Origin of the sequence: Streptomyces fulvoviolaceus (assembly GCF_000718165.1) — a bacterium.
Lineage (GTDB): Bacteria > Actinomycetota > Actinomycetes > Streptomycetales > Streptomycetaceae > Streptomyces > Streptomyces fulvoviolaceus.
In genome coordinates this window covers 1-24,657 of record NZ_JOEY01000011.1, presented here as the reverse complement: position 1 = coordinate 24,657, position 24,657 = coordinate 1, and the positions used below count along the sequence as shown (strand labels likewise).

Genomic DNA, 24,657 nt, shown 5'->3' with positions numbered 1-24,657 from the left:
ACACCAGCGATGCTAAGAACGTGGCGCAGCCGACACAAGGTCTGAGCGAGCAAGCGCTTAGCCAATTATCGGGACCCGAGGCGCTCAGCGCTCGTCCAGCTCCGCTATCAGCCGTTTCGGCGCGATCGTGCGGTAGCTCTCCTCCACCCAGTCGCACAGCAGCTCGGCGGCCGGGGCGCCCTGCTCCGCCAGCGGGATACTCACCCAGCCAGCCTTGCCCAATCCGTACCCGGCGGGCTCGGCGCCGGGGCAGGTCAGCGCGTGGGCGTGGACGGACTCGTCCTTGAGCTTCACGGTGACGCCCATCGGGTAGCTGCCGTCGGAGACACCGAGGAAGACGAACACCTTCTTGTTGACCTTGGCGACGGTCTCACCCCAGGGGAACTCCTCGGCGGCGCCCGGCAGCGCGAGCGCGAACTCGCGCACTTTCTCCCACTTCTTCAGGGCAATCTTGGGCACGGCCACCGTCCTACCTCCGGGCTCGTCGTCGGGCTCCGCACTCCTCACGCTAGCCTCGGCCACCGACAACGGCGCGTGCGGCGGGACCCAGGAGTGTCATGAGCAGGCTGAACAGGACGGACCGTCCCTACGACATCGTGCTCTTCGGAGCCACGGGTTTCGTCGGGACGCTCACCGCGGAGTACCTCGCCGCGCACGCGCCCGAGGGACTGCGCTGGGCGATCGCCGGCCGCAGCGAGGAGAAGCTGCGGGCGCTGCGCGAGCGGCTGCCCGGCGGCGAGGAGATCGGCGTACTGCATGCCGACGTGTCCGACCCGGCCTCGCTGCGGGAACTCTCCGAGCACGCGCGCGTGGTGGCCACGACGGTGGGTCCCTATGTCACGTACGGCGAGGAGCTCGTCGCCGCCTGCGCGGAGACCGGTGCGGACTATCTCGACCTCACCGGTGAGCCGGAGTTCGTGGACCTGATGTACGTCCGGCACGACGCACGCGCGCGTGAGACGGGCGCGCGGCTGGTGCACGCGTGCGGGTTCGACTCGATCCCGCACGACCTGGGGGCGTACTTCACGGTCCGGCAGCTCCCGGAGGGCGTGCCGCTCAGGGTCGACGGGTTCGTGACCGCGGACGCGACCTTCTCGGGCGGGACGTTCGCCTCGGCGCTGAACCAGTTCGCGCGCGGGCGGCAGATGATCGCCGCCGCACGGGAGCGCGGGCGGCACGAGCCGCGCCTGGTGGGACGCAGGGCCTCCGCGCCGACCGGTGCGCCGCGGTATGCCCAGGAGGTCGGCGCCTGGGCCCTGCCGCTGCCGACCATCGACGCGCAGATCGTGCAGCGGTCCGCGAAGGCCCTGAAGCGCTACGGTCCCGACTTCCGCTACCGCCACTACGCGGCCGTACGTCATCTGCCCGTCGCCGTGGGCGGGGTCGCGGCCGTGGGCGCGCTGTTCGCGGCGGCCCAACTGCCGCCCGCGCGGCGCTGGTTGTCCGACCGGCTCAAGCCCGGGGACGGGCCGGACGCGGACAAGCGCGCGAAGAGCTGGTTCTCCGTCCGCTTCGTCGGCGAGGGCGGCGGCAGGCAGGTGTTCACCGAGGTCGCGGGCGGCGACCCCGGGTACGACGAGACGGCGAAGATGTTCGCCGAGTCGGCACTGTCCCTTGCCCTCGACGAGCTGCCGCCGACCGCCGGGCAGGTCACGACGGCGGTGGCGATGGGGGATGCGCTGATCGAGCGGTTGCGGCGGGCGGGGATCACGTTCCGGGTGGCAGCGAGTCGGTAACCCCGCCTGGGGCTGGTCCCGTCCAGGCCTAGAGGGACCAGCCCGCCACCGTGTAGATCATCCCGGCGATCCAGCCGAGCCCCGCGAGCACGGCGAGGATCAGCGCGGTCGTCACGGCGCGCTCGACGGGGCGGTTCGGGTCGGCGAGGGGCTTCGGGGAGCGGTGGGTCATGCGGTGCGTCGTCATGCGGAACAGCCTGCCGATCACTCCGGGGCCCGCACATCCGTACAGGTACTCAGACGACGTACTCAGTCACCTCAGGCAGTCGCCTCCCGCAGCGCGCGCCGGCACAGGGCGTCCGCCTTCCTGGTCGTCTCCGGCAGGCGGTACGCCGGGGTGAGCGCGAGGGTGTGCGCACAGGCGTTGTCGAGGCTCACGCGGTGCCCGACGGAGACGAAGACCGGCTTCACCGCCTCCCTCGTGCGCAGGGCGCGGCCGACCTCCTCCTCACCCGCCATGAGCGACGCCCACGCGCCACGCCGGGCGTCCGGGTCGTCGTAGGTGAAGGTGAACGGGTTCTTGGCGACGCCGATCGTGGGCAGACCGGTGAGGACGCCGAGGTGGCTGGCGAGGCCGAAGCGGCGCGGGTGGGCCAGGCCGTAGCCGTCGCAGACGACGAGGCCCGGCGCACACGGCAGGGCGTCGAGGGCGGCGAGGACCGTGGGGATCTCACGGAAGGCGAGCAGGCCGGGCACGTACGGGAAGGAGATCCGCCCGACGGCCGTGGCCTCGGCGACGACGTCGAGGCTCGCCGCGTCCAGGACGACGGCGGCGGCCACGACGACGTCGCGTTCGTCGTCGTAGGCCACGTCGACGCCGGTGACATGGCCGGTGCCCGGCGGCGGGCCCGGCTCGTCGAGTGCCACCTTCTCGCGCAACTCGTCCTGGACGGCGCGGGCTTGTTCCTCGGTCGCGGGCCAGCCCGCGGGAATGCGTACGGTCGTCATGATGGGCACGAGGGTACGGGCCGCGTACGCTCGCGATCATGTTCGTACTGGAGCTGACCTACACCGCCCCGCTCGATCAGGTCGACGCCGTGCTGGAGGCGCACCGGGCGTGGCTGGACGAACGGTTCGCGGAGGGTGTCTTCCTGGCGGCCGGGCGCAAGAACCCCCGCGACGGCGGGGTGATCCTCGCCGTCGCGGAGGACCGCGAGCGGGTCGAGGAGATCGCCGCGGGCGACCCCTTCGTCACCGCGGACGTGTGCGTGTACCGCATCACCGAGTTCGTCGCCGTGATGACGGCGCCGGCCCTCGAGCAGTACCGCGAGACGCCGTCCTGAGGCCTCACTTGCCGCCCAGCGCACGCTTCAACTGGCTCTTGTTCATGTCCGAACGGCCGTGGACGTCATGGCGCTTGGCCTCCTCGTACAGCTGGTCGTAGGTCGGGCCCTGGGAGCCCTTGCCGGACCGCTGGCCGCCCCTCTTCCCGGACGACATGTCCTGGGTCGAGGTGCGGCTCGCGGTCTTGGACTCGCCGGCACGGGCGCGCTCCTTGTTGACCGTCCTCGCGGCGATCTCCTCGGCGCGTTCGGTGCTCTCGCCCCGGTCCTGCGCGCTCTTCTTGATGTGCTCGTACTGGCGTTCCCGCTTGGGACTCGAACCACGTGGCATGTGGGCTCACTCCTCTCGCCGTCGGCGACCGGGTACCCACATGCGCGCGGTCAGTTCTCCAGGCGTGCCACCCGCCCCTGCTCCCCCGCCGCCCAGCAGCCCAGGTCGGGGGTGCAGTCCACGGTGTCGTACGAGCCCGTGTCCACGGTCCGCCAGGTGCGGCCGCCGTCGGTCGTGAGGTCCGTGCCGGTGGGGCCGACGGCCAGGGCGGCCGTGCGGCTGCGCGGGAGCCAGGCGACGCCCGAGCGGTAGGCGGGCGGCGCGGTGGCGGCGGGCTGCCAGGTGCGGCCGCCGTCGGCGGTGCGGGCGCCCGCCTGCGGGGAGGCCTGGTCCGAGCGGTAGTCGCCACCGACGGCGAGTCCGTGCGCACGGTCGCGGAAGGCGAGCGCGAAGACGCCCTTGGCCGGGTCGCCCGCCGGGATCGGTGTGTCGGTGGCCGTCCAGGTCAGTCCGCGGTCGGCCGAGTGCAGGACACGCGCGCGTGCGGCCCCGCCGGTGGCCAGCCAGACGTCCTTCGGCCCGGAGCCGACCAGGCACTGGCCGCTCGCCGCGAAGCCGGCCTCGCCGTCCAGCGCGGCCGGCATGCCCTCGCTCGGCAGGACTTTCCAGGTGCGGCCGCCGTCGCCGGTCGACAGGATGCGGAACTTTCCGTCCACGGGGTCGCTCATGGCGAGGCCGTGGCGGCGGTCGAAGAAGGTGAGGCAGTCGTAGAAGGCCTTGGCGTCGGTGTTGCGGAAGGACTCGGTCCAGGTCTCGCCGCCGTCGTCGGTGCGGTACACGCGGGACGCCTCGCCCTCGCCGATGGCGAGCACCACGGCCCGGCGGGCGTCGAACGCCTCGATGTCCCTGAACTGCAGGTCGGCGGTGTCCGGCGGCGAGACGTTCCGCCAGCTCGCGCCGCCGTCGGTGGTGCGCAGCACGGTGCCCTGGGTGCCGGACACCCAGGCGGTTCCCCGGCTGACGGCCGAGAGGCCGCGGAAGCGCACGTCGGGGGTGCCGGTCTCCTTGAGCTCCCAGTGCGGCGCCCGGTGCTCCGGCTCCCGCGCCTGAGCGGGTACGGCGGTCAGGGCCGCCAGCGCGGCCGAGCACACCGCCCCCGCGGCCACCGTGCGAAACGTACGTCTCATTCGTCGCGTGTTCCCCAAGCGCCTCATGGCGGGCGAAGCTAGCCCACGCTCCGGGTGCCGTCCAGATGTCCTCGGCCACCGCCGGGTGGTACGCCGATCGCCACAAGTGCCCCTCGGGGCACAGGAGGTGGGCCTGATCACACCCGTGCATGAAACGCGGTGACGGAGGTCACTCGAATTTCATGTGCACGGATTGACTCATTCCGGCGTCTCTAGCAGTGCCCGGCCTCATCCCCGGAAGTCCAGCCCGCCGTCACAAGGGAGCAAGGCGTTGTCCACCGTCATAGAGCAGCCCGTCGAGGCCCGTCTCGTCGCAGCCGCACCGCGGATGCCGAGCATTCCAGCCACCCTGCGCTACGAGCGCACCGATCCGTTCGCCGTCCGCATGACCTTCCCCGCCCCGGCCACGCTGGAGGGTGTGGAGGTCTGCTGGACCTTCAGCCGCGAGCTTCTCGCCACCGGCCTGCTGGAGCCCGAGGGCCACGGCGACGTGCGGGTGCGGCCCTACGGCTACGACCGCACCGTTCTCGAGTTCCACGCCCCCGAGGGCACCGCCGTCGTGCACGTCCGCACGGGCGAGCTCCGCCGGTTCCTGGCGGCGACGGGCGAGCTGGTGCCCGTCGGCCTGGAGCATCTCCAGCTCGACCTCGACCACGACCTGGCGGAGCTGATGCGGGACGCGCGCTAACGGGTCCGTCCCATCAGCGTGTTGAGCTCTCCGTAGTCGAGCCCGCCCGCCAGTGACTGGTACGTCCCCGCGTCCAGCAGCTCCCGCGCCGCCCGGCGGACCAGGGCGTGTGCGGCCTGGGCGATGGCCGAGCCGACGCTCACGCGCTCCCCCACTCTCGGCTTCGCTCGAGCGGGAGGGACCCCCATCGCCGAGTGCGGCCAGTTCGGCGACGGTCGGGGCGCCGGGGCCGGCCATGACGTTCAGCGGTGCGTCGATTCCTTCGACGAGGAGTTTCACGGTTCCCGGGTCGACGGCCCCGGGGACGAAGATCCCGTCGGCGCCCGCGGCGAGGAAGGCGGCGGCCCGCTCCAGGGTGAGATCCACTCCCCCGGCGCCACGCAGGAAGGTGTCGATGCGGGCGTTCACGAACAGCGGCACGCCCTCCGCCGCGGCGGCCTCGCGGACGGCGGCGATGCGCTCGGCCTGCTCGGCGACCGGCCGCAGCGGATCGCCCCCGCCCTCGTACAGGGCGTCCTCGATGTTCACCCCGACCGCACCCGCCGCGAGCACCGCGCGGACGGTGTCCGCGATGCCCGCCGGGTCCTTCGCATAGCCGCTCTCGATGTCCGCGCTGACGGGTACGCCGACCACGGCGGCGATCCTGGCGACGGCACCGAGGGCCTCCTCGCGCTCCAACCGGTCGCCGTCCGCCGCACCCAGGCCCCAGGCGAGCCCGGCGCTCGTGGTCGCCACGGCGGCGGCACCGGCGTCCTCGACGATGCGGGCACTCGCGGTGTCCCAGACGTTCGGCAGGACGAGCGGCCGTCCCGGGACGTGCAGGGAACGGAAGGTGAGGGCGGCATCACGCAGGGTGTCGTGGTTCGTCATGACCTCCACCCAACCAGCCGCGGCAGACGGGCGCTGGCAGGAATCCGACACCGACGTGACGGCTCAGCCGCTCCCCGCGACCGACGTCGCCACCACCGCCGCGATCATCGCCGCGCGTACCTCGCCGACGATCCCCCGCAGCGCGGGAGCCGCCGCGCTGCTGCGCTCGGTCAGCTCCTCGATGCGCGCCTCGTGGCGCCCCCGGTCCTTGCGGGACACCAGTGTGCGCAGCTCGGCGGCGGCCGCGAGCACCACGGCGGCCGCGTCCCGGTCGGAGACCTCCCCGGCCGGTACCGACCCCTCCAGGACCTGCCGCGCCTCGTCCTGCAGCGCCTCCACCACGGCGACCCGCTCCAGGGCGTACTTCACCGTCGGAAAGATCCCGAGGGCCCGCTTCTGCTCCGCCCGCAGATATCCCGCCGCGGTCAGCTGCTCCCGTACGGCGTCCAGGGTGATCCGCGCCCGCAGCGTCACCCAGATCCGCCACCGGCGCGGCCGGGACTCGCGGACCAGTTCCAGGAGCCCGTCGAGGACGGCGTCCCCGGTGCTCGCGTCCATGTCGACCGGCGTGGCGATGCCGTCCTCGTCGACGAGCAGACCGCGCTGGGCCAGCTCGGTGAGGGCACCGGCCCGGATCAGGTGGGGCAGCTGGGCGGTGCCCGTGACCTCCGTCCTCCGGGTGTCCCAGGCCAGCAGGTAGAGCCGGGCCGGCAGCGAGAGCGAGCCGTTGGGCACGGGGCCTCCTTCGGGCGATGAGGGCGGGTCCCACGTTAATTCGTTGACAGCCGTTGAGGCCGCTCATACCGTTGATGACGGTCCTGTTGCCGCCGATTGGAGAAGGACGTTGCTCGTCTGAGGTCCTGAGACACCGCGTCACACACATGAGGTGTGTGCGCTGCGTGCGACCTCGGCATTCGAGCCGTCCTTGGGCACGGGGCTTTTCTCATGCCCCCCGGGGCCTCTCCCCGTTCGGTCGCAGGTGTCTCGATACGCGTTTGCCCCTGATCGCCTCGAGCAACCGCGGAGACCCCGTATGTCTACATCCATCACACTCACCTCCCTCGCCTTCTCCTGGCCCGACGGCACCCCCGTCTTCGAGGGCCTCGACGCCGCCTTCGGCCCCGGCAGAACCGGGCTCGTCGGCGTCAACGGGTCGGGGAAGTCAACCCTGTTGAAGCTGATCGCCGGTGAGCTCGCCCCGGCCGACGGCACCGTCCGGGTGGCGGGCGAGGTCGGCTACCTCCCGCAGAACGTCACGCTCGACACCGACCTCAAGGTCGACCAGGCCCTGGGCATCGCCGATCGACGCGCCGCGCTGCACGCCATCGAGGCGGGCGACGTGGCCGAGGAGCACTTCGAGACGGTCGGCGACGACTGGGACGTGGAAGAGCGAGCTCTCGCGACCCTCGGCGAACTCGGGCTCGGCCACATCGAGTTGGACCGCACCATCGGCGAGGTGTCGGGCGGCGAGTCGGTGCTGCTGCGACTGGCCGCACTACTGCTACGACGGCCGGAGGCCCTGCTCCTCGACGAACCCACCAACAACCTTGATCTGTACGCACGCAGGCGGCTGTACGCGGCGGTCGCGTCGTGGCCCGGGGTCATGGTCGTGGTCAGCCACGACCGCGAACTCCTCGAACTGGTCGACCAGATCGCGGACCTGCGCTCCGGGGAGGTGACTTGGCACGGCGGCAACTTCTCCTCATACGAGGAGGCGCTCGCCGTTGAGCAGGACGCGGCGGAGCGGATGGTGCGGGTCGCCGAGGCCGACTTCCGCAAGCAGAAACGCGAACTGGCGGACGCCCAGGTCAAGTTGGCCCGGCGCAAGCGGTACGGACAGAAGATGTTCGAGCAGAAGCGCGAACCGAAGATCGTCATGGGGGCACGCAAGCGCGCGGCTCAGGAGTCCGCGGGCAAGCACCGCATCATGCACGAGGAGAGGCTCTCCGAGGCCAAGGACCGGCTCGACGAGGCGGCGGAGGCCGTACGGGACGACGACGAGATCCGCGTCGACCTGCCGCACACGGCCGTACCGCCGGGTCGTACGGTCCTGACCCTGCTGGACCTGGAGCTGGCGTACGGCGCACGCGTGCGAGGCGGTTTCGATCTGCGGGGTCCGGAGCGGATCGCGCTGATCGGGCGCAACGGCGCGGGCAAGACGACGCTGCTGCGGACCATCGCCGGGGAGTTGGAGCCGGTGTCGGGTGAGGCGAAGGCGCACGTCCCGATGCGGTTCCTGCCGCAGCGGCTGGACGTGCTGGACGACGAGCGGACCGTGGCCGAGAACGTCGCCCGGTTCGCGCCGGCCGCCACCAACAACCGGATCCGGGCCCGTCTCGCCCGCTTCCTGTTCCGGGGCGCCCGGGCCGACCAGAAGGCGGCGACCCTGTCCGGCGGCGAACGTTTCCGGGCGGCGCTGGCCGCGCTGATGCTGGCCGAGCCCGCGCCACAGCTGCTGATGCTGGACGAGCCGACGAACAACCTCGACATGGCGAGCGTCCGGCAGCTGACGACCGCTCTGGAGTCGTACGAGGGAGCGTTGATCGTGGCCAGTCACGACCTGCCGTTCCTGGAGTCGATCGGCATCACGCGCTGGCTCCTCCTCGACGGCGAACTCCAGGAGACCACCCCGGAAGCGGTGGGTTAGTCCCGGTCTCGGATCTCAGGAGGGCCACAGCCTGACAACGAGGGTTTTGTCGACACGCACCCGCGCTGCATGATGGCTGTCCGGCGCCGCCCCACGGCGCCGGACCTGTCCCGCCGATACGGAGTTCCCCTCGTGCCCAGCAAGAAGGCCCTCGTCCGCCGCCCCAGCCCACGTCTCGCCGAAGGTCTGGTGACGCACGTCGAGCGGGAGAAGGCCGATGTCGATCTCGCGGTCGAACAGTGGGAGACGTACGTCGAGGCCCTGCGCACGCACGGCTGGGAGACCATCGAGGTGGACCCGGCCGACGACTGCCCGGACTCGGTGTTCGTCGAGGACACCGTGGTCATGTACAAGAACGTCGCGCTGATCGCCCGCTCCGGCGCCGAGTCCCGGCGGGACGAGACCGAGGGGGTCGAGGAGGCGGTGGCGCGCCTGGGCTGCTCGGTCAACTGGATCTGGGAGCCGGGCACACTGGACGGCGGCGACGTGCTCAAGATCGGCGACACGATCTACGTCGGCCGCGGCGGGCGCACCAACGCGGCCGGTGTCCAGCAGCTGCGGGCCGCCTTCGAGCCGCTGGGGGCGCAGGTCGTCGCCGTGCCGGTGAGCAGGGTGCTGCACCTGAAGTCGGCGGTGACCGCACTGCCCGACGGGACGGTGATCGGGAACATCCCCAAGGTGGACCGGCCCGCGCTGTTCCCGCGCTTCCTGTCGGTGCCCGAGGAGGCCGGCTCCCACGTCGTGCTGCTCGGCGGCGCCAAGCTGCTGATGGCGGCGAGCGCGCCGAAGACGGCGGAGCTGTTCGCCGACCTCGGCTTCGATCCGGTCGTGGTCGACATCAGCGAGTTCGAGAAGCTCGAAGGTTGTGTGACATGCCTCTCGGTCCGGCTGCGGGAGCTGTACGCCTGAACAGCCGACCGCACCACCCTTTCAGCCCCGGACCTGCGGTTCCCGGGGCCGATTGACATGCCCGGGGAACACCGCTGATCAGGGATCTTTACGCCACACTTAACCTACGGTCTCGTAACCTACGGATACGTAGCCTACGATGCCGTAGGTACCAGCACGGCGCCGCTCGCCGGCTGTCCCCCGCTGTTGTTCGCGTCCCTCTGGAGTACCCGTGACGATCACTTCCCCGCACCTCGGCAGCCCTTCCGTCTGGACCGACGCCAAGTTGCTGTACGCGCTGGAGGAAGTGGTCGAGACGGAACTCAACCGGCACCTCAAGGTCACCAAGGACTGGATGCCCCACGAGTACGTGCCGTGGGGCGACGGCCGCAACTTCCCCGGCTTCTTCGAGGACGGCGAGGCCTGGGACCCGAGCCAGTCCAAGGTCACCGAGATCGGCAAGATCGCGCTGGTCGTCAACCTCCTCACCGAGGACAACCTCCCCAGCTACCACCACGAGATCGCCGCGCTCTTCGGCCGCGACGGCGCCTGGGGCACCTGGGTGCACCGCTGGACCGCCGAGGAGAACCGCCACGGCATCGTGATGCGCGACTACCTCCTGGCCTCGCGCGCCGTGGACCCCGACAAGCTCGAGCGGTTCCGCATGGAGCACATGAGCGCCGGCTACGAGTCCGACAACCGGCACTCGATGCTGCACACCGTCGCGTACGTCTCCTTCCAGGAGCTCGCGACCCGCGTCTCGCACCGCAACACCGGCCACCAGTCCGGCGACCCGGTCTGCGACCGGATGCTGGCGCGCATCGCGACCGACGAGAACCTGCACATGGTCTTCTACCGCAACCTCCTGAAGGCCGCCTTCGACCTCGCCCCCGACCTGACCATGCAGTCGGTACGCGACGTCGTCGTGAACTTCCAGATGCCGGGTCACGGCATGCCCGGCTTCGAGCGGGCCGCCGCGCAGATGGCGATCGGCGAGGTCTACAACATGCGCATCCACCACGACGACGTGATCTCCCCCGTCCTTCGCTTCCTGAAGATCATGGAGATCGACGGGCTCAGCCCCGAGGGCCAGAAGGCTCAGGAGGAGCTCGGCCTGTACATGAACGGCCTGGACGCGGAGGCGTCGAAGTTCGACGAGAAGCTGGCGGCGCGCAAGGCGCGGATGGCGGCACGCGCCGCGGGCTGACCCTCCGTCCTGCAGTGGCGATGTCCTGCAGAGCGAATTGCGACCACCCCCTGCGGTGCAACGGCACCCGCAGGGGGTGTACTTCATGGCCTGGCGAGCGGCAGCACCGGGCGCCTGGAACGAGCAGCACGCGCCCCCTATGGCCTCCGACTCCCACGAAGTCCCGTACAGCCATTGGCATATGGGGACATCCCGCACGGCTGGGCGGCCGACGAGCACCGCGACCCGTTCGGCTGCCGGCTCACGCACGACGCTGCCGGGCAGTGCGGTCGGCGAGCCCGACGGGCAGGAACTGCCGGTGACCGGTCAGGACGTACAAGTACCGGCCGGGACGCGGAGCTTCACCGTGGAGTACGCCTGAGTCACCGTGGCGTACGTCCGGGTCACTGAGGTGTACGCCTGAGGTGCAGCCGCTCCTTCTCGGAGAGGCCGCCCCAGACGCCGAAGCGCTCGTCGTTGGCCAGGGCGTAGTCGAGACAGGCGGAGCGCATCTCGCACATGCCGCAGATGCGCTTCGCCTCCCGCACCGAGCTGCCCGGCTCGGGAAAGAAGAAGTCCGCCCCGGTCTCGGCGCACAGGGCCTGCGTCTGCCAGCCGAGGTCGGCCGGAGTGATGGTGTCGATGTGCATGAGCGAGATCGTGCCGGGCGGCGAAAAACGTTCGATCAACGCCGGATCAACGCCGCCGTTCGGAGCCCCCGGCCGACCTGATGGTCCCCCGCCCGGCAGCAGGGCGCACGGCGGCGCGCGGAACCGGCGAGAACAAGCGATTGTCAGTGGGCGGTGGAAGACTCGGCAGTGCAGGAAACGGGACCCCTCAGAGGAGCGCAGAGATGCTCACCACCCGTTATGTCACCGGCGCCCCGAACTGGATCGATCTCGGTACCCCCGACATCGACGGCGCCACTTCCTTCTACGGCGGTCTGTTCGGCTGGCAGTTCCAGTCGGGCGGGCCCGAGGCCGGCGGATACGGCTTCTTCCAGCTGGCCGGCCGGACCACCGCGGGCGGCATGCAGACCACACCGGACCAGGGCCCGCCCTCCTGGACCGTGTACTTCCAGACGCCGGACGCGGACGCCACGGCGAAGGCGGCCGAGCAGGCCCACGGCTCGGTGCTCGTGCAGCCCATGGACGTCATGGACCAGGGCCGCATGGCGATCCTCGGCGACAAGGCGGGCGTGTCCTTCGGTATCTGGCAGCCCCGGCAGAACAAGGGCCTGGACGTCGTGCAGGAGCCCGGCTCGCTGTGCTGGGTCGAGCTGTACACGGCGGACCTGCCCATGGCCGCCTTCTTCTACCACGCGGCGCTGGGCCTGGAGACCTTCGGCGTCGACTTCCCCGGCGGCACCTACACGACCGTCCTTCCGGCCGGTCAGAGCGAGGACGCCATGTTCGGCGGCATCGTCCCGCTGGCCGACGACCCTCTTGAGGCGGAGGCCGGGGCCTACTGGCTGCCGTACTTCGAGGTCGCCGACACGGACGCCGCGGTCGCCAAGGCACGGGAACTGGGCGGCAAGGTCCGCCTGCCCGCCATCGACGTGCCGGACGTCGGCCGCATCGCCAAGCTCGCCGACCCGTACGGTGCGCGCTTCGCGGTGATCAAGAGCGTGCCGCAGGAGTCGTAGGCGAGGTGGCCGGGCGGCGGGCCGGGGGTCACGCCGAGGCGCGGCGTACCAGTGTCGTCGGCAGGACGACACCGGCCGGCGCGGCTCCCGCGTCACCGCCGCTGCTGCTGCTGCTGCGGTCGAGGCCGCGCAGCAGCAGGCGGGCCATCAACCGGCCCATCTCCTCGATGTCCTGACGGACCGTCGTCAGCGGCGGATCGGTCTGTTCGGCGACGGGCAGCATGTCGTCGAAGCCGATCACGGCGACGTCCTCGGGCACCCGGCGCCCGTGTTCCCGCAGCACGCGCAGGGCGCCGGAGGCGGTGAGGTCGTTCGCGGCGAAGACGGCGTCCACGTCGGGGCAGTGGTCGAGGATCTCCCGCATCGCCCGCTCCCCGCCGGCCGGGGTGAAGTCGCCCTGCACGACGAGCTTCGGGTCGGCGTCACCCATCACGTCCCGGAAACCGTCGAGCCGGTCCACCGCCGACGTCTGGTCGAGGGCGCCGGTGATGTGCGCGACGCGGGTGCGGCCGAGGCCGACGAGATGCCGTACGGCCTCGCGGGCACCGCCGCGGTTGTCGCTGTCGACGTAGACGACGTCCTGTGAGCCGTCGCTCCAGCCTGGCCGGCCGCCGAACACGGTCGGGATTCCGGCGCGTTGGATCAGTCCGGGCAGCGGGTCCTCGAGGTGCAGCGAGAAGACGAGGGCGCCGTCGACGTGGCCTCCGGCCAGATACCGGCCGACGCGGGCGTGATCGTCACGGCCCTCGGTGAGCAGCAGCACGAGCTGGTTGTCGTGGGCCGTCAACTCCTTGCTGATCCCGCGAAGTTGCAGCGCGAAGAAGGGGTCGGCGAAGACCCGGGTCTCCGGTTCGGCGACGACGACGGCGATCGCGTCGTGCCGTCGCGTCACAAGGCTCCGGGCGGCCTGGTTGGGAACGTACCCGAGCTCCTCGACCGCCCGCCGCACCCGCTCGACGAGGGGCTCCCTGACTCCGTCCCCGCCGTTCACCACCCGGGACACGGTGGCCCGCGAGACCCCGGCCCGCGCGGCCACGGCCTCCAGGGTGGGGCGCGGGGCGGTGTCGGTCACTTCGGGGCTCCTTGTCCGGTGGGTCCGGATCAGGATAGCCCGGGGTGGGGGGGGCGCCATGAGAGCGCTCTCGCCGTGCACGCAGGGGCACGGCAGCAGCGCGAATATCGGGGTGCGTCCCGTGGTGTTCCTGGGGAGGTTCAGCATCCGCGCAGCCGTCCGGGCTCGTCGTGTTTACAGTGCCAGGGTGGACTGGACAACTCTCGTTGCCACGCTGTTAGGTGCGGCGATCGCGATGAGCACCTCGCTCGCGGTGGAGATCCGCAAGGCCCGGCACGACAACGAGTCCGAGTGGCGCAGAACCCGACGCGAGATATACGCCGAATACCTCACGGCGCTCACCCAGGCACGGTGGGAACTCTCCGGAGTCGCGGCCAACAGCCGGTTGTCGGATGCGGACCGGCGCGCCAAGGCCAATGAGATCTTCGCGCGCTGTTACCAGATTCGGCATCAGCTCGAGCTCTACGCCCCCAGCGCTGTCGTAGCTCCGGCGGTGACCTACTTTCGGACCCTGCGCGATTTCCGCAATGCCATCCGTGAGGGGCTGCGGGACGGTGCGCCCAACCCGGACCCGCAGAGCGAGTACAGCAGGCATGTGAGCGACGTCAAAACGAAGTTCGAGCGGTGCCGCGATGCGATGCGTGCCGACATCAACCCGCGTGGGTCACCTCCCGATCCGTCACCCGCTCCCGAATAGGGCCTGCCCCCCACGATTTCTCAGTGCTCGTGCGCAGTCCCCTGGACCCCGTGCTCATGCGGCTCGTACCCCGGGATCGTCCCGTCCGTCTTCTTCACCAGGAACAGCCCCACCATCCCCATGTCGGAATGGCTCTGCACATGGCAGTGGTACATCCACGCGCCCGCTCCGACTCCCTCCCCCGCGATCACCTGGAAGCCGAAGGAGTCCGCCGGGCCCACGATCTTGTTGTCGATGACCTGGCTGGGGTCGTCGGGGCCGGTGAGCATGCCCGTGCGGTTGTCGGCCCAGCGGTGACCGTGCAGATGGAAGGTGTGGTAGTACTCGCCGTGCGTGATCATCACGAACTCGACGCGATCGCCCACCGTGGCCTCGAAGTCGGGGCCGGAGTGCGCTGGTTGGTTGTTGATGAGCATGTCGTTGAAGACGATCGTGTGGGTCCGGTCGGGCAGTACGTCACCCTGCCGCCGGACGATGACCGGGCCGTACAGACCCTTCCGGATGCCGCCCGTCCCGTGCTCCGTGCCCACCACGTGGTCGTGGTAGTGCCAGTAGCCCGCGCTGCCCGCCCGCCATGTGCCGTCGCTCCGGCTTCCGGGGACGTGCGTGCGCCAGGTGTAGGTGCGGGTGCCGCCCGGCTCGACGTCGCTCTTGTTCAACTTCGTGCCGTCGCTGGAGATTTCGTAGTCCAGGCCGTGGACGTGCAGGCTCGCAGTGACGTCCATGGTGTTCTCGAACTCGATGTGCAGGGTGTCGCCCTCGTTGAGTTCGATGAGCGGTCCGGGGATCGTCGCCTTGCCCTTCTCGAAGCCGTAGCCCATCTGCCCGTCGGCGAGCTTCTCTGCGTACAGCTTGATGTGTCTGACCTCGCCGCCGGCCGGGGCCGTCTTCGCCGGTAAGTCGACGCTCGCGGCCTCCGGGGCCAGGGACAACGATGTCGCGACGGCCGCGCCGCCCAGCAGCACCCGCCGGTTGAACCCGCGTCTGTCCATGCGGAACTCCCCACCCTGATACGGAATTTGCGGAGACGCACCTGTGATGAACCTGTGAGACGGTAGCGGCCCCTCGCCCGTTTTTCCACACCCAGGACAAAGTTCGTGCCATTGCGGTCATAGGTATTGGCGAGTGACGCAAAGGCGTCTAGCTTCCATGGCGCTGTTGCCGTGACCGAGGAGGTGCCCATGCACTTACGAGGGTTGAGCGCGAGAAGCAGAGGGACCAGGAGAAGACGGGCCTGGGTGGCCACCGTGGCCGCGGGGGTCGTCGGGGCCGGACTGATGTCGGGGCCCGCCGCCGGCGCGCTGCCGGCTCCGGAACCGTCTTCGACAACGATGTCCGTCAAGTCGCCGCCGGGCGGCGCGGATGTGCGCGTGCTGATCTTCTACGGGTCCGCTGCGGCCGGGGACGAGTCGCCGCTCGTGAACGCCGCCATCGCGGCGATCGAGAAGATCGGCCTGTCGGGCCCGACGAACCAGCGCTTCGAGGTCGAGGCCACGGACGACGCCTCGGTCTTCACCGACGAGACCAGGCTGGGCCGTTACAACGCGATCGCGTTCCCGACCGGCGGCGGCGACGTCCTGGACCCGGAGCAGGAGGCCGGTCTGGAGGCGTACATGGAGGCGGGCGGCGGTTTCGTCGGCCTTCATGACGCGGCGCGCACCGAGCCGTACTCGGACTGGTTCACCGGTCTCGTCGGCGCCCGCCCGGCCGCGTCGAGTCCAACGGCCGTGCAGCGTGCGGTGGTTGAGGTGGGCGACCGTCAGCATCCGGCGACGAAGGACCTGCCGGTGCAGTGGAAGCGCCCGGACCAGTGGTTCAACTGGACGAAGAACCCGTCCGGTGACGTGCACACCGTCGCCCGGGTGCGCGAGTCGACGTACCAGCCCGGTGCGAGCGCCAACGGCTGGGATCATCCGGTGAGTTGGTGCCGCGACTACGACGGCGGCCGCTCCTTCTACACCGGCATGGGCGGCACGGTGTCGTCGTACGACGAGACCGACTTCCGTGCCCATCTGCGCGGCGCCCTGCTGTGGACCACCCGGCTGGTACAGGCCGACTGCAAGGCGACCATCAACGCCAACTACAAGGCGGAGCGCCTCACTCAGCCCAACCAGGCCGGTCAGAACGACCAGATAGGCGAGCCGCACGGTCTGGTCACCGCGCCCGACGGACGCGTCCTCTACATCGGCCGGGGCGGCGCCGACTCCTCCCAGCCCGTGATCACCGACTGGAACAACCCGGACATCGGCAAGGGCAAGGGCGAGATCCACGTCTACGACCCCGCGACCAAGAAGGTCACGTCGGCGGGAGCGTTGACCGTCTTCGGCAACAAGGGCGGCGGCGACGAGCTGGTCAAGGTCGAGGAAGGGCTCCTCGGCATCGAGCTCGATCCGCGCTTCGAGCAGAACGGCTGGGTGTATCTGCACTACACACCCCACTCGCAGCTCAACCGCGACACCCGGATCGCCGAGCGGCGCGTCTCCCGCTTCACGCTCGACCTCGCCACCAACAAGCTGGATCTGAGCAGCGAGAAGGTGCTCCTCAAGTGGCCGGTACAGGTGCACAGTTGCTGCCACGCGGGCGGCGGGATGACCTGGGACTCCCAGGGCAACCTGTACATCGCGACGGGTGACAACAACTCCAGTGGCTTCAGCGGCGGTTACTCCGGCAACAACCCGGAGCCGAGCTACAAGGGCGTCTCCTTCGCGGACGCCCGCCGCACCGCCGGCAACACCAACAACCTCAACGGCAAGATCCTGCGCATCCACCCGGAGCCCGACGGGACGTACACGCTCCCCGACGGCAACCTCTTCACCGGCGAGGAGACCGACGAGGGCGGCGGCAAGACGCGCGGCGAGATCTATGTGATGGGGGTCAGGAACCCCGCCCGCATCTTCGTCGACCAGAAGACCGACGTCCTGTACGCCGGGTGGGTCGGCCCCGACGCGAGCGCGCCGTCGACGACCTGGGGCCCCGCCAAGTACGACACCTTCGCCGTCATCACCAAGGCGAGCAACCGGGGTTGGCCGTACTGCATGGGCAACAAGCAGCCCTACCGGGACCGCAACCTGCCGGATCCCTCGCAGCCGCTGGGCTGGTACGACTGCGACCACCCGAAGAACGAGTCACCGAACAACGACGGCCTGGTCAACCTCCCGCCGGTCACCGGCAACAACATCTGGTACTCGCCCCAGGGCGGCGCACCGGACTACCCGCGGGACGCGAACGGCATCCCCTCCTACAAGCAGGAGGAGGCCAGCTACCTGCTGCCGTGGCTCAAGGGCGGCGGCCAGGCCGCGATGAACGGGCCGGTCTACCGGTACGACACCGTCTCGGCCACCAGTGACGTCAAGTGGCCCTCCTACTGGGACGGCAAGTGGTTCGTGGGCGACTTCTACGACGCCGACCAGCCGCGCAACGCCGTGCTCACCGACCCGAAGACGCAGGGTGACGGCGGCCTGCCGGTGCACTCGGAGTCGCTGAAGAAGATCGTGCCGATCGGCAACGACGGCATCAAGAACCTCATGGACTGGAAGTTCGGTCCGGACGGCGCGCTCTATGTCCTCGACTACGGCCGCGGCTTCTTCACCTCGGACTCCAAGTCGGCGCTGTGGCGGGTCACTTACAAGGGCGGCGGCCCCACACCGGCCGCCGACCAGCTGGCGAGGGGGTGGTGACGTGACACGGCAACGAAGAATCTGGACGGCCTTGTTGGCGGCCGTACTGATGATGCTCGGACTTCAGGCGGCACCCGGTGTCTCCGCGCAGCCCTCCGAAACCGAAGCCGCCCAAGTCCTCACCTGGACCGCCGGCGACGACATCACCAAGTACACCTCGGCACCGACGACGGCGGTGGCAGGGCAGGCGACGATCGTCTTCGAGAACAGCGTGGCTGCCGGCAACACCACGGGCATGCCCCACACGTTGACGTTCGTGACGTCGGACCCCGAGTTCAACAACGACGTCGAGCTGAACATCCTCGCCAACCCGAACGACGACATGGGCGGCCGCCACACCGCCGAGGTCACCCTGACCCCGGGCCGCTACTTCTACCACTGCACCATCCCGGGTCATGGTCAGATGCAGGGGATCCTCGTCGTGACCGAGGGCACCGGCGAGGACACGACTGCGCCCGAGACGGCGGCGCAGGTGACCGGCACACAGAACGCGCAGGGCGAGTACGTCGGCTCGGCGAGTGTCGCGATCAGCGCCACCGACGAAGAGGGCGGTTCCGGAGTCGACCGTGTCGAGTACGCGATCGGCGACACCGGCGCCTGGCAGCCTTACACCACCCCGGTCGTCGTCGACCAGGTCGGCAGCCACAAGATCCGCTACCGGGCGCTCGACAAGGCGGGCAACGTCTCCGCCGAGAAGAGCGCCGAGTTCACGGTCGTCGCCCCGTCCTCCGACGACACCGCACCGCCGGACACCTCGGCGACGGTGACGGGCGAGCAGAACGCGGACGGCGCGTACATCGACATGGCGACGGTGACGGTGTCCGCCTCCGACACCGGATCCGGGGTCAACAGCATCGAGTACGCCGTCAACGACGGTGCCTGGCAGCCGTACACCATGCCCGTGATGGTGCATCAGCTCGGCGCCCACACCGTGCGCTACCGGGCCACCGACAAGGCGGGCAACGTCGCGGCCGAGAAGAGCGTCCAGTTCACGGTGGTCGCGGCGGCACCGCAGGACACCACGCCGCCGGTGACCGGCGTGACCGTCGACGGGACGAAGAATTCCGACGGGGCCTACATCGGCAACGCCAAGGTGACCGTGAGCGCCACGGACGAGGGCGGTTCGGGCGTCGCGGGCGTCGAGTACTCCCTCGACGGCGGCCCCTACCTGGCGTACACCGCGCCTGTGGTCGTCGACCGCGCCGGCACGCACACCCTGGCGTACCGGGCGACCGACAAGGCGGGCAACACCTCCACGGCACGCACCGTGACCTTCACGGTGGTGTCCAGTCAGGTCCCGGCCCCCAACTGCCCCGAATACGACGAGCGGTTGACGGTCATCGTCGGCACGGTCGACTCGGGTGTGCCGAACCGGGTGACCAACAACCGTTGCCGGATCGGCGAGTTGATCGAGGACGAGAAGGAGTGGACCTCCCACGCGCTGTTCCTGAAGCACGTGAAGACGGTCCTGGACGGGCTGTTCAAGGAAGGGGTCATCGACGAGCGCGAGTACGACGTGATCCAGGAGGCCGCCCAGGAGTCCGGGATCGGCAAGCCCGGCCAGACCGAGGGCTACCGCACGATCCTCGACGGCAGCGCTGACTCCTTCGCCAAGTGGCAGCAGGTGGGCGGCGGTTCGTTCGCACCGAACGCCGACGGGTCCATCACCAGCGGCACCACCAAGGCCGGCCTGGGCATGCTCTGGTTCCCGGAGCGCAAGTACGGCGACTTCTCGCTCAAGCTCCAGTGGCGGGACGACGCGCCCGACACCGGGAACGCCAACTCCGGTGTGTTCGTGCGGTTCCCGTGGGTCCACGACCACCCGGAGGAGTCGCGGCCGGAGTGGGTCGCCATCAAGTACGGGCACGAGGTGCAGGTGCTCGACCGGCCCGACGGCGACATGTACAAGACGGGCTCGATCTACGGCTTCGACCGCGTGGGACTCGCCGGCGCGGGCGTCACGCAGAAGGGCACCTGGAACGACTACGAGATCCGCGTGGTCGACCAGCACTACTCGGTCTACCGCAACGGCGTGCTGATCAACGAGTTCGACAACATCGGCGGCCAGGACTTCCACCCGCCCCGCTCGGACGACCCGGGCACGGACGGGCGTCGGTTCGCCTCCGGCTACATCGGCCTCCAGGTGCACGGCACGACGGATGTGGTCTCGTACCGGGACATCAGGATCAAGGAGCTGTAGCACCCGCGAAATGCCTTACGACGGCTCCTTCTTGGCGCGGCTCGGCTGTACCCGCTTGGGCTCCCCCGGCATCTTCGGATACTCGGGCGGGTACGGCAGATCACCGAGCCCGTGGTCGTGCTCGTCACGGCGGGCCAGCTCCAGGAGGGCGTCAAGGGAGAACGCGTGATCGTCCATGTCCGCGTGCACGTCGCCGAGTTCGGCGAAGCGCGCGGGCATGGTCGCGAGGTCGAAGTCCCGGGGATGCGCGTCGCCCACCTCCTCCCAGCGCAGGGGTGCGGAGACAGGAGCGTGCGGGCTCGGCCGTACGGAATAGGCGGAGGCGATCGTGCGGTCGCGGGCCGTCTGGTTGTAGTCGACGAAGATGCGCTCGCCCCGTTCCTCCTTCCACCACTTGATGGTCACCCGGTCCGGCATCCGGCGTTCCATCTCGCGCCCGACGGCGATCGCGGCCCGCCGCACCTGGGTGAAGGTCCAGCGCGGTTCGATCGGTACGAAGACGTGCAGGCCCCGGCCGCCGGACGTCTTGGGCCAGCCCCGCAGCCCGCCGAACTCCTCCAGCACGGCCCGTAGTTCATACGCGGCGCGGACGGCGTCGTCGTAGTCCGTGCCGGGCTGCGGGTCGAGGTCGATGCGGAGTTCGTCGGGGCGGTCGACGTCGTCGCGGCGTACGGGCCAGGGGTGGAAGGTGAGCGTGCCGTACTGGGCGGCCCACAGGACGGCGGCCTCCTCGGTCGGGCACATCTCGTCCGCGCTGCGGCCGCTGGGGAAGGTGATGTGGGCGGTCGGGATCCAGTCGGGCATGTTCTTCGGCGCCCGCTTCTGGAAGAAGGACTCGCCGCTCACGCCGTCCGGATAGCGCTCCAGGGTGGTGGGGCGGCTGCGCAGGGCACGGAGGATGCCGGGGGCGACGGCCTGGTAGTAGCGGGCGAGGTCGAGCTTGGTGAATCCGCGCTCCGGGAAGAAGACCTTGTCCGGGCTGGACAGCCGGACCGTCCGCCCACCCACCTCCAGTTCCACCGCGTCACCCATGCGAGCCACGGTAGGCGTACCGCGCAAACCTCGCATACCGGGCGCCGCTGTCGCCCCACGGATTACTGGCCCTTGGGTGGCTGATGCAGCCCGAACCTGGAGCCTTGGTCGTCACGGCACAGCTTGAAGCGGCCGAACCGGGCGACCGACTCCGCGTCCTCGTCGCCCTCCTCGCCGAGGTCTTCGGTCGTGCCGCCCAGCTCGCGAACCTTGGCGACCGCCGTGTCCAGGTCGTCGACGCGGAAGAAGAGGTAGGGAGACGCGCCCTCGTCACCGCCGTGAATACCGCCCGGCAGGCCGTCGGTGGTGAGAGCGAAACCTCGGCCTCCCGGACCGGGTTCAAACTCCCATCCGAACAGGGCGCCGTAGAAGGCGCGACCGCGCCGGGCGTCGGCCACGCCGACCTCGAAGAAGGTCGGTTCGCCTGCCATGTCGTGCCTCCTCCGCCGTGGGGGCCTCGTCGGCTCCATCGTCCTCCCGGTCGGGCGGTGACGCAGCCGCTTCGTGCGATACGGCGGCCATCGGTACCCCTGACCTGGACTTTGTGGAGATGAGCTCAACAGGCGGACGCCACGTACGGCTCATAGAGTCGGGACATGGATCTGCCGGTGATGCCGCCCGTGAAACCCATGCTCGCCAAGTCGGTGGCGAAGATCCCGCCGGACATGCAGTACGAGGCGAAGTGGGACGGGTTCCGGGCGATCGTGTTCCGCGACGGGGACGAGGTCGAGCTCGGCAGCCGTACGGGCAAGTCGCTGACCAGGTACTTTCCCGAGCTGGTGGCGGCGCTCACCGCAAGACTCCCCGAGCGGTGCGTCATGGACGGGGAGATCGTCATCGCGCGGGACGGCCGGCTCGACTTCGACGCGCTGACCGAGCGCATCCACCCGGCGGCCTCCCGGGTGCGGACCCTCGCAGAGCGGACCCCGGCCTCCTTCGTGGCCTTCGACCTGCTGGCGCTGGCGGACGAATCCTTGCTGGACGTGCCGCTGACCGACCGGCGGGCCCTGCTGACCCGAGCCCTGTCCGGCAGCGCCCCGCCCGTCCATCTCGCCCCGGCGACGACCGACATCGACGTGGCCCGGCAGTGGTTCGAGCAGTACGAGGGGGCGGGCCTGGACGGGGTCATCGCCAAGCCGCTCACTCTGCGCTATCTCCAGGACGAGCGCGCCATGTTCAAGATCAAGCACGAACGCACGGCGGACGTCGTCGTCGCGGGCTACCGCCTCCACAAGAGCGGTCCGGTGGTCGGCTCGCTCCTGCTCGGGCTCCACGACGACCAGGGCGCCCTCCAGCATGCGGGCGTGTCCGCCGCCTTCCCCATGAAACGGCGCGCCGAGCTGATCGAGGAGCTGGAACCGCTGCGCATGGCGGACGCGACGGGGCATCCCTGGGCGGCCTGGTCCGACGAGGCGGCCCACGAGGGCGCCCGGCTGCCCGGCGCGCCAAGCCGCTGGTCGGGCAAGAAGGACCTGTCCTGGGTGCCGCTGCGTCCGGAGTGGGTGGCCGAGGTGGCGTACGACCACATGGAGAACGGCGTGCGGTTCCGGCACACGGCCCGCTTCCGCCGCTGGCGCCCGGACCGGACACCGGAGAGCTGCACGTACGCACAGCTGGAGGAGCCCGTCCGCTACGACCTCACGGAGATCCTCGGCACCACCTGAGCCGATCGGCGTACAGAACGCGGGCAATCAGATTCGCTCGGGTATGGCCACCAATGAACGCATAAGGACACAATCGAAGAAACTCGATGGGTGGCCACAGTGGGCATGGGACACAAGGCGCACACGCGGCGCGCCACGACGACGGTGGCGCTGCTGGCCGCCATGGTGACGGGCGGCCTGGCGGCGGGCTGCACGGGACAGCACGCCCCGATCGACGACGGGCGGGGACAGCTCCAGACCTCGCCCCCGGGCCAGGACGGCGACGGCAGCGACGACCTCTCCGCCCCCTCCGTACTGGCCGTGAAGATCGACAACGCGCCCGGGGCCCGACCACAGACCGGTATCAGATCCGCGGACATCGTCTACGCCGAGCAGGTCGAGGGTGGGCTGAGCCGGCTGATGGCGGTGTTCGCGACCAAGCTGCCGAAGGACGTCGGACCCGTGCGCAGTGCGCGCGAGTCGGACCTGGAACTGCTGCGGCAGTTCGACAAGCCGGTGCTCGCCTTCTCCGGCGCCCAGGGCAAGCTCATGCCGCTGATCAACAGGGCCCCGCTGACCCCCCAGACCCCCGGCAAGGTCTCCGGCGCCTACTACCGCGACAGCGCCAAGCCCGCTCCGCACAACCTCTACCTGCGCCCGGAGCGGCTGATCTCCTCCGCACCCGGCGCCGACGCCCTGACGACCGGCTTCCAGTACGGCGCCGCACCGTCGGGCGGCAAGGCGGAGACCTCGCGGACCGTGCGCTACCCGGCTGCCAGCTTCACCTTCACCTGGTCGGCGAACCGGGCCCGCTGGCTGGTCTCGATGGACGGGACGCCGACCGTGACGACCGACGGGAAGCGGGTGGTGCCGGCGACGGTCGTCGTGCAGTACGTGACGATCCGCCCGTCCGCCTTCCACGACTTCCTCGGCGCCAACACGCCGTACACCGAGACGGTCGGCTCGGGGAGGGCGCAGGTGCTGCGCGGCGGACGGGCCTACGACGTGAACTGGAAGCGCGAGAAGGCCACGGACGGCACGTCGTTCACGACGAAGGACGGCATGCCGGTGAACTTCGCGAAGGGCCAGGTATGGGTGGTGTTCGCGGAGAAGTGACCGCCGGTCACGACCGGACGGCGAGGGGTTCCACCGGGTTGCGGAGCCCCTCGGCCGCGTCTGAGACCCGCCGGATGAGGTCGAAGAACAGCGTCTGCTCGTCGGCGGAGAGCGGGGCCAGGAAGACCTGGTTCATCCGGGCCGTGCGCACGGTCAGCTTGCGGTGGGTGCGCACCCCCTCGTCGGTCAGCCGCAGCAGGAACCGACGGCCGTCCTGCGGGTCGCGTACCTTGTCGAGGAGCCCGCGGCGGCCCAGTCGGCTTATCACCTCGGCGATCGTGGACCGGTCGAGCCCCACCCGCTCCCCCACCGTGCGCTGGTCCAGGCCCGGCTCGGCGACGAGCGCGTTCAGGACCGCGAACTGCGGCGAGGTGATCTCCTCGGAGACCATCGTGTTCCACAGCAGGTAGTGGGCCTGCTGCAGCCGCCGGGCCAGGTGCCCGGGGTGGGTGGTGAGGTCCACCGCGGCCATGTGCGCTCCCGAGGTCGGATTCGTTGGTGCACTGAACAATACCCGGCGACCCTACGACTGTCTCCGACTCTGCAATGTGATCTGACCTCCTGTTTCTCCGGGGTCTTGACGCCCAGCGCCTCCGGTGGCAGCGTGAAGGACACCTCGCTGAAATAATCAGTGCCCTGACTAATTACTGGCCTTCTCGGCCACGACGGGTGCTCGGACTGGATGGGGCTTCACGGATGGACAAGGTGGTCGCCACGGCCCTGGAGGCCGTGGCCGATGTGCCGGACGGCGCGTCGCTCGCGGCGGGCGGCTTCGGGCTGAGCGGTGTGCCGAACGTACTGATCCAGGCACTGTACGAG

The 24,657-nt window shown here is 70.1% G+C and carries 26 protein-coding genes and 1 pseudogene; 14 read left to right on the top strand and 13 right to left on the bottom strand.

Annotated elements, in window-relative coordinates; genetic code table 11:
- Positions 1-84 precede the first annotated feature (84 nt).
- Entirely contained in the window at positions 85-465 is a 381-nt protein-coding gene (locus IG08_RS0113290) for an MmcQ/YjbR family DNA-binding protein (RefSeq protein WP_030600426.1), read from the bottom strand.
- Positions 466-557: 92 nt separating this feature from the next.
- Here IG08_RS0113290 and IG08_RS0113285 point away from each other — a divergent pair, with 92 nt between their 5' ends.
- Positions 558-1,736, top strand: coding sequence for a saccharopine dehydrogenase family protein (locus IG08_RS0113285; RefSeq protein WP_030600424.1), 1,179 nt, complete (start codon positions 558-560; stop codon positions 1,734-1,736).
- Between the two features lie 28 nt (positions 1,737-1,764).
- On the opposite strand, the gene mmpA is transcribed toward IG08_RS0113285, so the two are convergent.
- Entirely contained in the window at positions 1,765-1,923 is a 159-nt protein-coding gene (mmpA, locus tag IG08_RS54145) for a morphogenic membrane protein MmpA (RefSeq protein ID WP_199820862.1), read from the bottom strand.
- Between the two features lie 71 nt (positions 1,924-1,994).
- On the bottom strand, positions 1,995-2,684 hold the full coding sequence (locus IG08_RS0113275) for an endonuclease V (protein ID WP_030600423.1): 690 nt from the start codon (positions 2,682-2,684) through the stop codon (positions 1,995-1,997).
- 38 nt (positions 2,685-2,722) lie between these two features.
- On the opposite strand from IG08_RS0113275, the gene IG08_RS0113270 reads away from it, so the two are divergent.
- Positions 2,723-3,019: a YciI family protein gene (locus IG08_RS0113270; RefSeq protein WP_030600422.1), complete on the top strand. Its 297-nt coding sequence runs from the start codon at positions 2,723-2,725 to the stop codon at positions 3,017-3,019.
- Between the two features lie 4 nt (positions 3,020-3,023).
- Here the strand turns inward: IG08_RS0113270 and IG08_RS0113265 are convergent, their stop codons facing one another.
- Both IG08_RS0113265 and IG08_RS0113260 read right to left on the bottom strand, forming a co-directional pair.
- Complete coding sequence (locus IG08_RS0113265) at positions 3,024-3,350, bottom strand: hypothetical protein (protein WP_030600421.1); 327 nt, start codon at positions 3,348-3,350, stop codon at positions 3,024-3,026.
- A gap of 50 nt (positions 3,351-3,400) precedes the next feature.
- Positions 3,401-4,477 carry a WD40/YVTN/BNR-like repeat-containing protein gene (locus IG08_RS0113260; protein ID WP_030600420.1) on the bottom strand — a complete coding sequence of 359 codons (1,077 nt, stop codon included), beginning with the start codon at positions 4,475-4,477 and terminating at the stop codon, positions 3,401-3,403.
- A gap of 271 nt (positions 4,478-4,748) precedes the next feature.
- Between IG08_RS0113260 and ssgD the strand changes: the two genes are divergently transcribed.
- Positions 4,749-5,165 carry a spore wall synthesis regulator SsgD gene (gene ssgD, locus IG08_RS0113255; RefSeq protein WP_030600419.1) on the top strand — a complete coding sequence of 139 codons (417 nt, stop codon included), beginning with the start codon at positions 4,749-4,751 and terminating at the stop codon, positions 5,163-5,165.
- Here ssgD and IG08_RS54140 read toward each other — a convergent pair.
- Both IG08_RS54140 and IG08_RS0113245 read right to left on the bottom strand, forming a co-directional pair.
- A pseudogene (locus IG08_RS54140) lies at positions 5,162-6,035 on the bottom strand (isocitrate lyase/PEP mutase family protein). The gene ssgD and the pseudogene IG08_RS54140 overlap by 4 nt on opposite strands.
- A 63-nt stretch (positions 6,036-6,098) precedes the next feature.
- Complete coding sequence (locus IG08_RS0113245) at positions 6,099-6,770, bottom strand: GOLPH3/VPS74 family protein (RefSeq protein WP_030600417.1); 672 nt, start codon at positions 6,768-6,770, stop codon at positions 6,099-6,101.
- Between the two features lie 298 nt (positions 6,771-7,068).
- Here IG08_RS0113245 and IG08_RS0113240 point away from each other — a divergent pair, with 298 nt between their 5' ends.
- From IG08_RS0113240 to IG08_RS58980, 4 genes are all read left to right on the top strand, one after another.
- Positions 7,069-8,682 carry an ABC-F family ATP-binding cassette domain-containing protein gene (locus IG08_RS0113240; RefSeq protein WP_030600415.1) on the top strand — a complete coding sequence of 538 codons (1,614 nt, stop codon included), beginning with the start codon at positions 7,069-7,071 and terminating at the stop codon, positions 8,680-8,682.
- Between the two features lie 132 nt (positions 8,683-8,814).
- A complete protein-coding gene (gene ddaH / locus IG08_RS0113235) occupies positions 8,815-9,591 on the top strand; it encodes a dimethylargininase (RefSeq protein ID WP_030600413.1) in 777 nt (258 codons plus the stop codon).
- 211 nt (positions 9,592-9,802) lie between these two features.
- Positions 9,803-10,777: an acyl-ACP desaturase gene (locus IG08_RS0113230; RefSeq protein ID WP_030600411.1), complete on the top strand. Its 975-nt coding sequence runs from the start codon at positions 9,803-9,805 to the stop codon at positions 10,775-10,777.
- 181 nt (positions 10,778-10,958) lie between these two features.
- Entirely contained in the window at positions 10,959-11,138 is a 180-nt protein-coding gene (locus IG08_RS58980) for a hypothetical protein (RefSeq protein WP_030600409.1), read from the top strand.
- Between the two features lie 22 nt (positions 11,139-11,160).
- Here IG08_RS58980 and IG08_RS0113220 read toward each other — a convergent pair whose 3' ends face one another.
- Positions 11,161-11,406: a WhiB family transcriptional regulator gene (locus IG08_RS0113220; RefSeq protein WP_199820861.1), complete on the bottom strand. Its 246-nt coding sequence runs from the start codon at positions 11,404-11,406 to the stop codon at positions 11,161-11,163.
- A gap of 203 nt (positions 11,407-11,609) precedes the next feature.
- Between IG08_RS0113220 and IG08_RS0113215 the strand changes: the two genes are divergently transcribed.
- The gene (locus IG08_RS0113215; RefSeq protein ID WP_030600405.1) at positions 11,610-12,401 is read left to right on the top strand and encodes a VOC family protein; all 792 of its coding nucleotides are present in this window, start codon (positions 11,610-11,612) and stop codon (positions 12,399-12,401) included.
- Positions 12,402-12,429: 28 nt separating this feature from the next.
- Here IG08_RS0113215 and IG08_RS0113210 read toward each other — a convergent pair whose 3' ends face one another.
- Complete coding sequence (locus IG08_RS0113210) at positions 12,430-13,473, bottom strand: LacI family DNA-binding transcriptional regulator (RefSeq protein ID WP_030600403.1); 1,044 nt, start codon at positions 13,471-13,473, stop codon at positions 12,430-12,432.
- Positions 13,474-13,660: 187 nt separating this feature from the next.
- Here IG08_RS0113210 and IG08_RS55800 point away from each other — a divergent pair, with 187 nt between their 5' ends.
- Positions 13,661-14,170: a hypothetical protein gene (locus IG08_RS55800; protein ID WP_158812230.1), complete on the top strand. Its 510-nt coding sequence runs from the start codon at positions 13,661-13,663 to the stop codon at positions 14,168-14,170.
- 20 nt (positions 14,171-14,190) lie between these two features.
- On the opposite strand, the gene IG08_RS0113200 is transcribed toward IG08_RS55800, so the two are convergent.
- Positions 14,191-15,162, bottom strand: coding sequence for a multicopper oxidase domain-containing protein (locus tag IG08_RS0113200; protein WP_030600398.1), 972 nt, complete (start codon positions 15,160-15,162; stop codon positions 14,191-14,193).
- 189 nt (positions 15,163-15,351) lie between these two features.
- Between IG08_RS0113200 and IG08_RS0113195 the strand changes: the two genes are divergently transcribed.
- A complete protein-coding gene (locus IG08_RS0113195) occupies positions 15,352-17,847 on the top strand; it encodes a ThuA domain-containing protein (RefSeq protein ID WP_199820860.1) in 2,496 nt (831 codons plus the stop codon).
- 49 nt (positions 17,848-17,896) lie between these two features.
- Positions 17,897-20,047, top strand: a complete 2,151-nt coding sequence (locus IG08_RS0113190; protein WP_052424677.1) for an OmpL47-type beta-barrel domain-containing protein — start codon at positions 17,897-17,899, stop codon at positions 20,045-20,047.
- 15 nt (positions 20,048-20,062) lie between these two features.
- Here the strand turns inward: IG08_RS0113190 and ligD are convergent, their stop codons facing one another.
- Both ligD and IG08_RS0113180 read right to left on the bottom strand, forming a co-directional pair.
- Positions 20,063-21,079 (bottom strand): non-homologous end-joining DNA ligase, encoded by a 1,017-nt coding sequence (ligD, locus tag IG08_RS0113185; RefSeq protein ID WP_030600392.1) that lies wholly within the window; start codon positions 21,077-21,079, stop codon positions 20,063-20,065.
- 62 nt (positions 21,080-21,141) lie between these two features.
- The gene (locus IG08_RS0113180) at positions 21,142-21,510 is read right to left on the bottom strand and encodes a VOC family protein (RefSeq protein ID WP_030600391.1); all 369 of its coding nucleotides are present in this window, start codon (positions 21,508-21,510) and stop codon (positions 21,142-21,144) included.
- Between the two features lie 165 nt (positions 21,511-21,675).
- On the opposite strand from IG08_RS0113180, the gene IG08_RS0113175 reads away from it, so the two are divergent.
- Together IG08_RS0113175 and IG08_RS0113170 are read left to right on the top strand one after the other, a co-directional pair.
- Complete coding sequence (locus IG08_RS0113175; RefSeq protein ID WP_030600389.1) at positions 21,676-22,743, top strand: ATP-dependent DNA ligase; 1,068 nt, start codon at positions 21,676-21,678, stop codon at positions 22,741-22,743.
- Between the two features lie 105 nt (positions 22,744-22,848).
- A complete protein-coding gene (locus tag IG08_RS0113170) occupies positions 22,849-23,838 on the top strand; it encodes a DUF3048 domain-containing protein (RefSeq protein WP_030600387.1) in 990 nt (329 codons plus the stop codon).
- 7 nt (positions 23,839-23,845) lie between these two features.
- Here the strand turns inward: IG08_RS0113170 and IG08_RS0113165 are convergent, their stop codons facing one another.
- Complete coding sequence (locus IG08_RS0113165; RefSeq protein ID WP_030600385.1) at positions 23,846-24,310, bottom strand: MarR family winged helix-turn-helix transcriptional regulator; 465 nt, start codon at positions 24,308-24,310, stop codon at positions 23,846-23,848.
- Between the two features lie 224 nt (positions 24,311-24,534).
- Between IG08_RS0113165 and IG08_RS58975 the strand changes: the two genes are divergently transcribed.
- On the top strand, positions 24,535-24,657 hold a 123-nt coding region (locus tag IG08_RS58975), incomplete at its 3' end, for a CoA-transferase (RefSeq protein WP_275937270.1).

What these genes read in the sequence shown, in the direction of transcription:
- IG08_RS0113285 (WP_030600424.1), top strand. Translation starts at nt 558, where the DNA reads ATGAGCAGGCTGAACAGGACGGACCGTCCCTACGACATCGTGCTCTTC.
- mmpA (WP_199820862.1), bottom strand. Translation starts at nt 1,923, where the DNA reads ATGACGACGCACCGCATGACCCACCGCTCCCCGAAGCCCCTCGCCGAC.
- IG08_RS0113275 (WP_030600423.1), bottom strand. Translation starts at nt 2,684, where the DNA reads ATGACGACCGTACGCATTCCCGCGGGCTGGCCCGCGACCGAGGAACAA.
- IG08_RS0113270 (WP_030600422.1), top strand. Translation starts at nt 2,723, where the DNA reads ATGTTCGTACTGGAGCTGACCTACACCGCCCCGCTCGATCAGGTCGAC.
- IG08_RS0113265 (WP_030600421.1), bottom strand. Translation starts at nt 3,350, where the DNA reads ATGCCACGTGGTTCGAGTCCCAAGCGGGAACGCCAGTACGAGCACATC.
- IG08_RS0113260 (WP_030600420.1), bottom strand. Translation starts at nt 4,477, where the DNA reads ATGAGACGTACGTTTCGCACGGTGGCCGCGGGGGCGGTGTGCTCGGCC.
- IG08_RS0113240 (WP_030600415.1), top strand. Translation starts at nt 7,069, where the DNA reads ATGTCTACATCCATCACACTCACCTCCCTCGCCTTCTCCTGGCCCGAC.
- IG08_RS58980 (WP_030600409.1), top strand. Translation starts at nt 10,959, where the DNA reads ATGGGGACATCCCGCACGGCTGGGCGGCCGACGAGCACCGCGACCCGT.
- IG08_RS0113220 (WP_199820861.1), bottom strand. Translation starts at nt 11,406, where the DNA reads ATGCACATCGACACCATCACTCCGGCCGACCTCGGCTGGCAGACGCAG.
- IG08_RS0113215 (WP_030600405.1), top strand. Translation starts at nt 11,610, where the DNA reads ATGCTCACCACCCGTTATGTCACCGGCGCCCCGAACTGGATCGATCTC.
- IG08_RS0113200 (WP_030600398.1), bottom strand. Translation starts at nt 15,162, where the DNA reads ATGGACAGACGCGGGTTCAACCGGCGGGTGCTGCTGGGCGGCGCGGCC.
- IG08_RS0113195 (WP_199820860.1), top strand. Translation starts at nt 15,352, where the DNA reads ATGCACTTACGAGGGTTGAGCGCGAGAAGCAGAGGGACCAGGAGAAGA.
- IG08_RS0113190 (WP_052424677.1), top strand. Translation starts at nt 17,897, where the DNA reads ATGATGCTCGGACTTCAGGCGGCACCCGGTGTCTCCGCGCAGCCCTCC.
- ligD (WP_030600392.1), bottom strand. Translation starts at nt 21,079, where the DNA reads ATGGGTGACGCGGTGGAACTGGAGGTGGGTGGGCGGACGGTCCGGCTG.
- IG08_RS0113180 (WP_030600391.1), bottom strand. Translation starts at nt 21,510, where the DNA reads ATGGCAGGCGAACCGACCTTCTTCGAGGTCGGCGTGGCCGACGCCCGG.
- IG08_RS0113175 (WP_030600389.1), top strand. Translation starts at nt 21,676, where the DNA reads ATGGATCTGCCGGTGATGCCGCCCGTGAAACCCATGCTCGCCAAGTCG.
- IG08_RS0113170 (WP_030600387.1), top strand. Translation starts at nt 22,849, where the DNA reads ATGGGACACAAGGCGCACACGCGGCGCGCCACGACGACGGTGGCGCTG.
- IG08_RS0113165 (WP_030600385.1), bottom strand. Translation starts at nt 24,310, where the DNA reads ATGGCCGCGGTGGACCTCACCACCCACCCCGGGCACCTGGCCCGGCGG.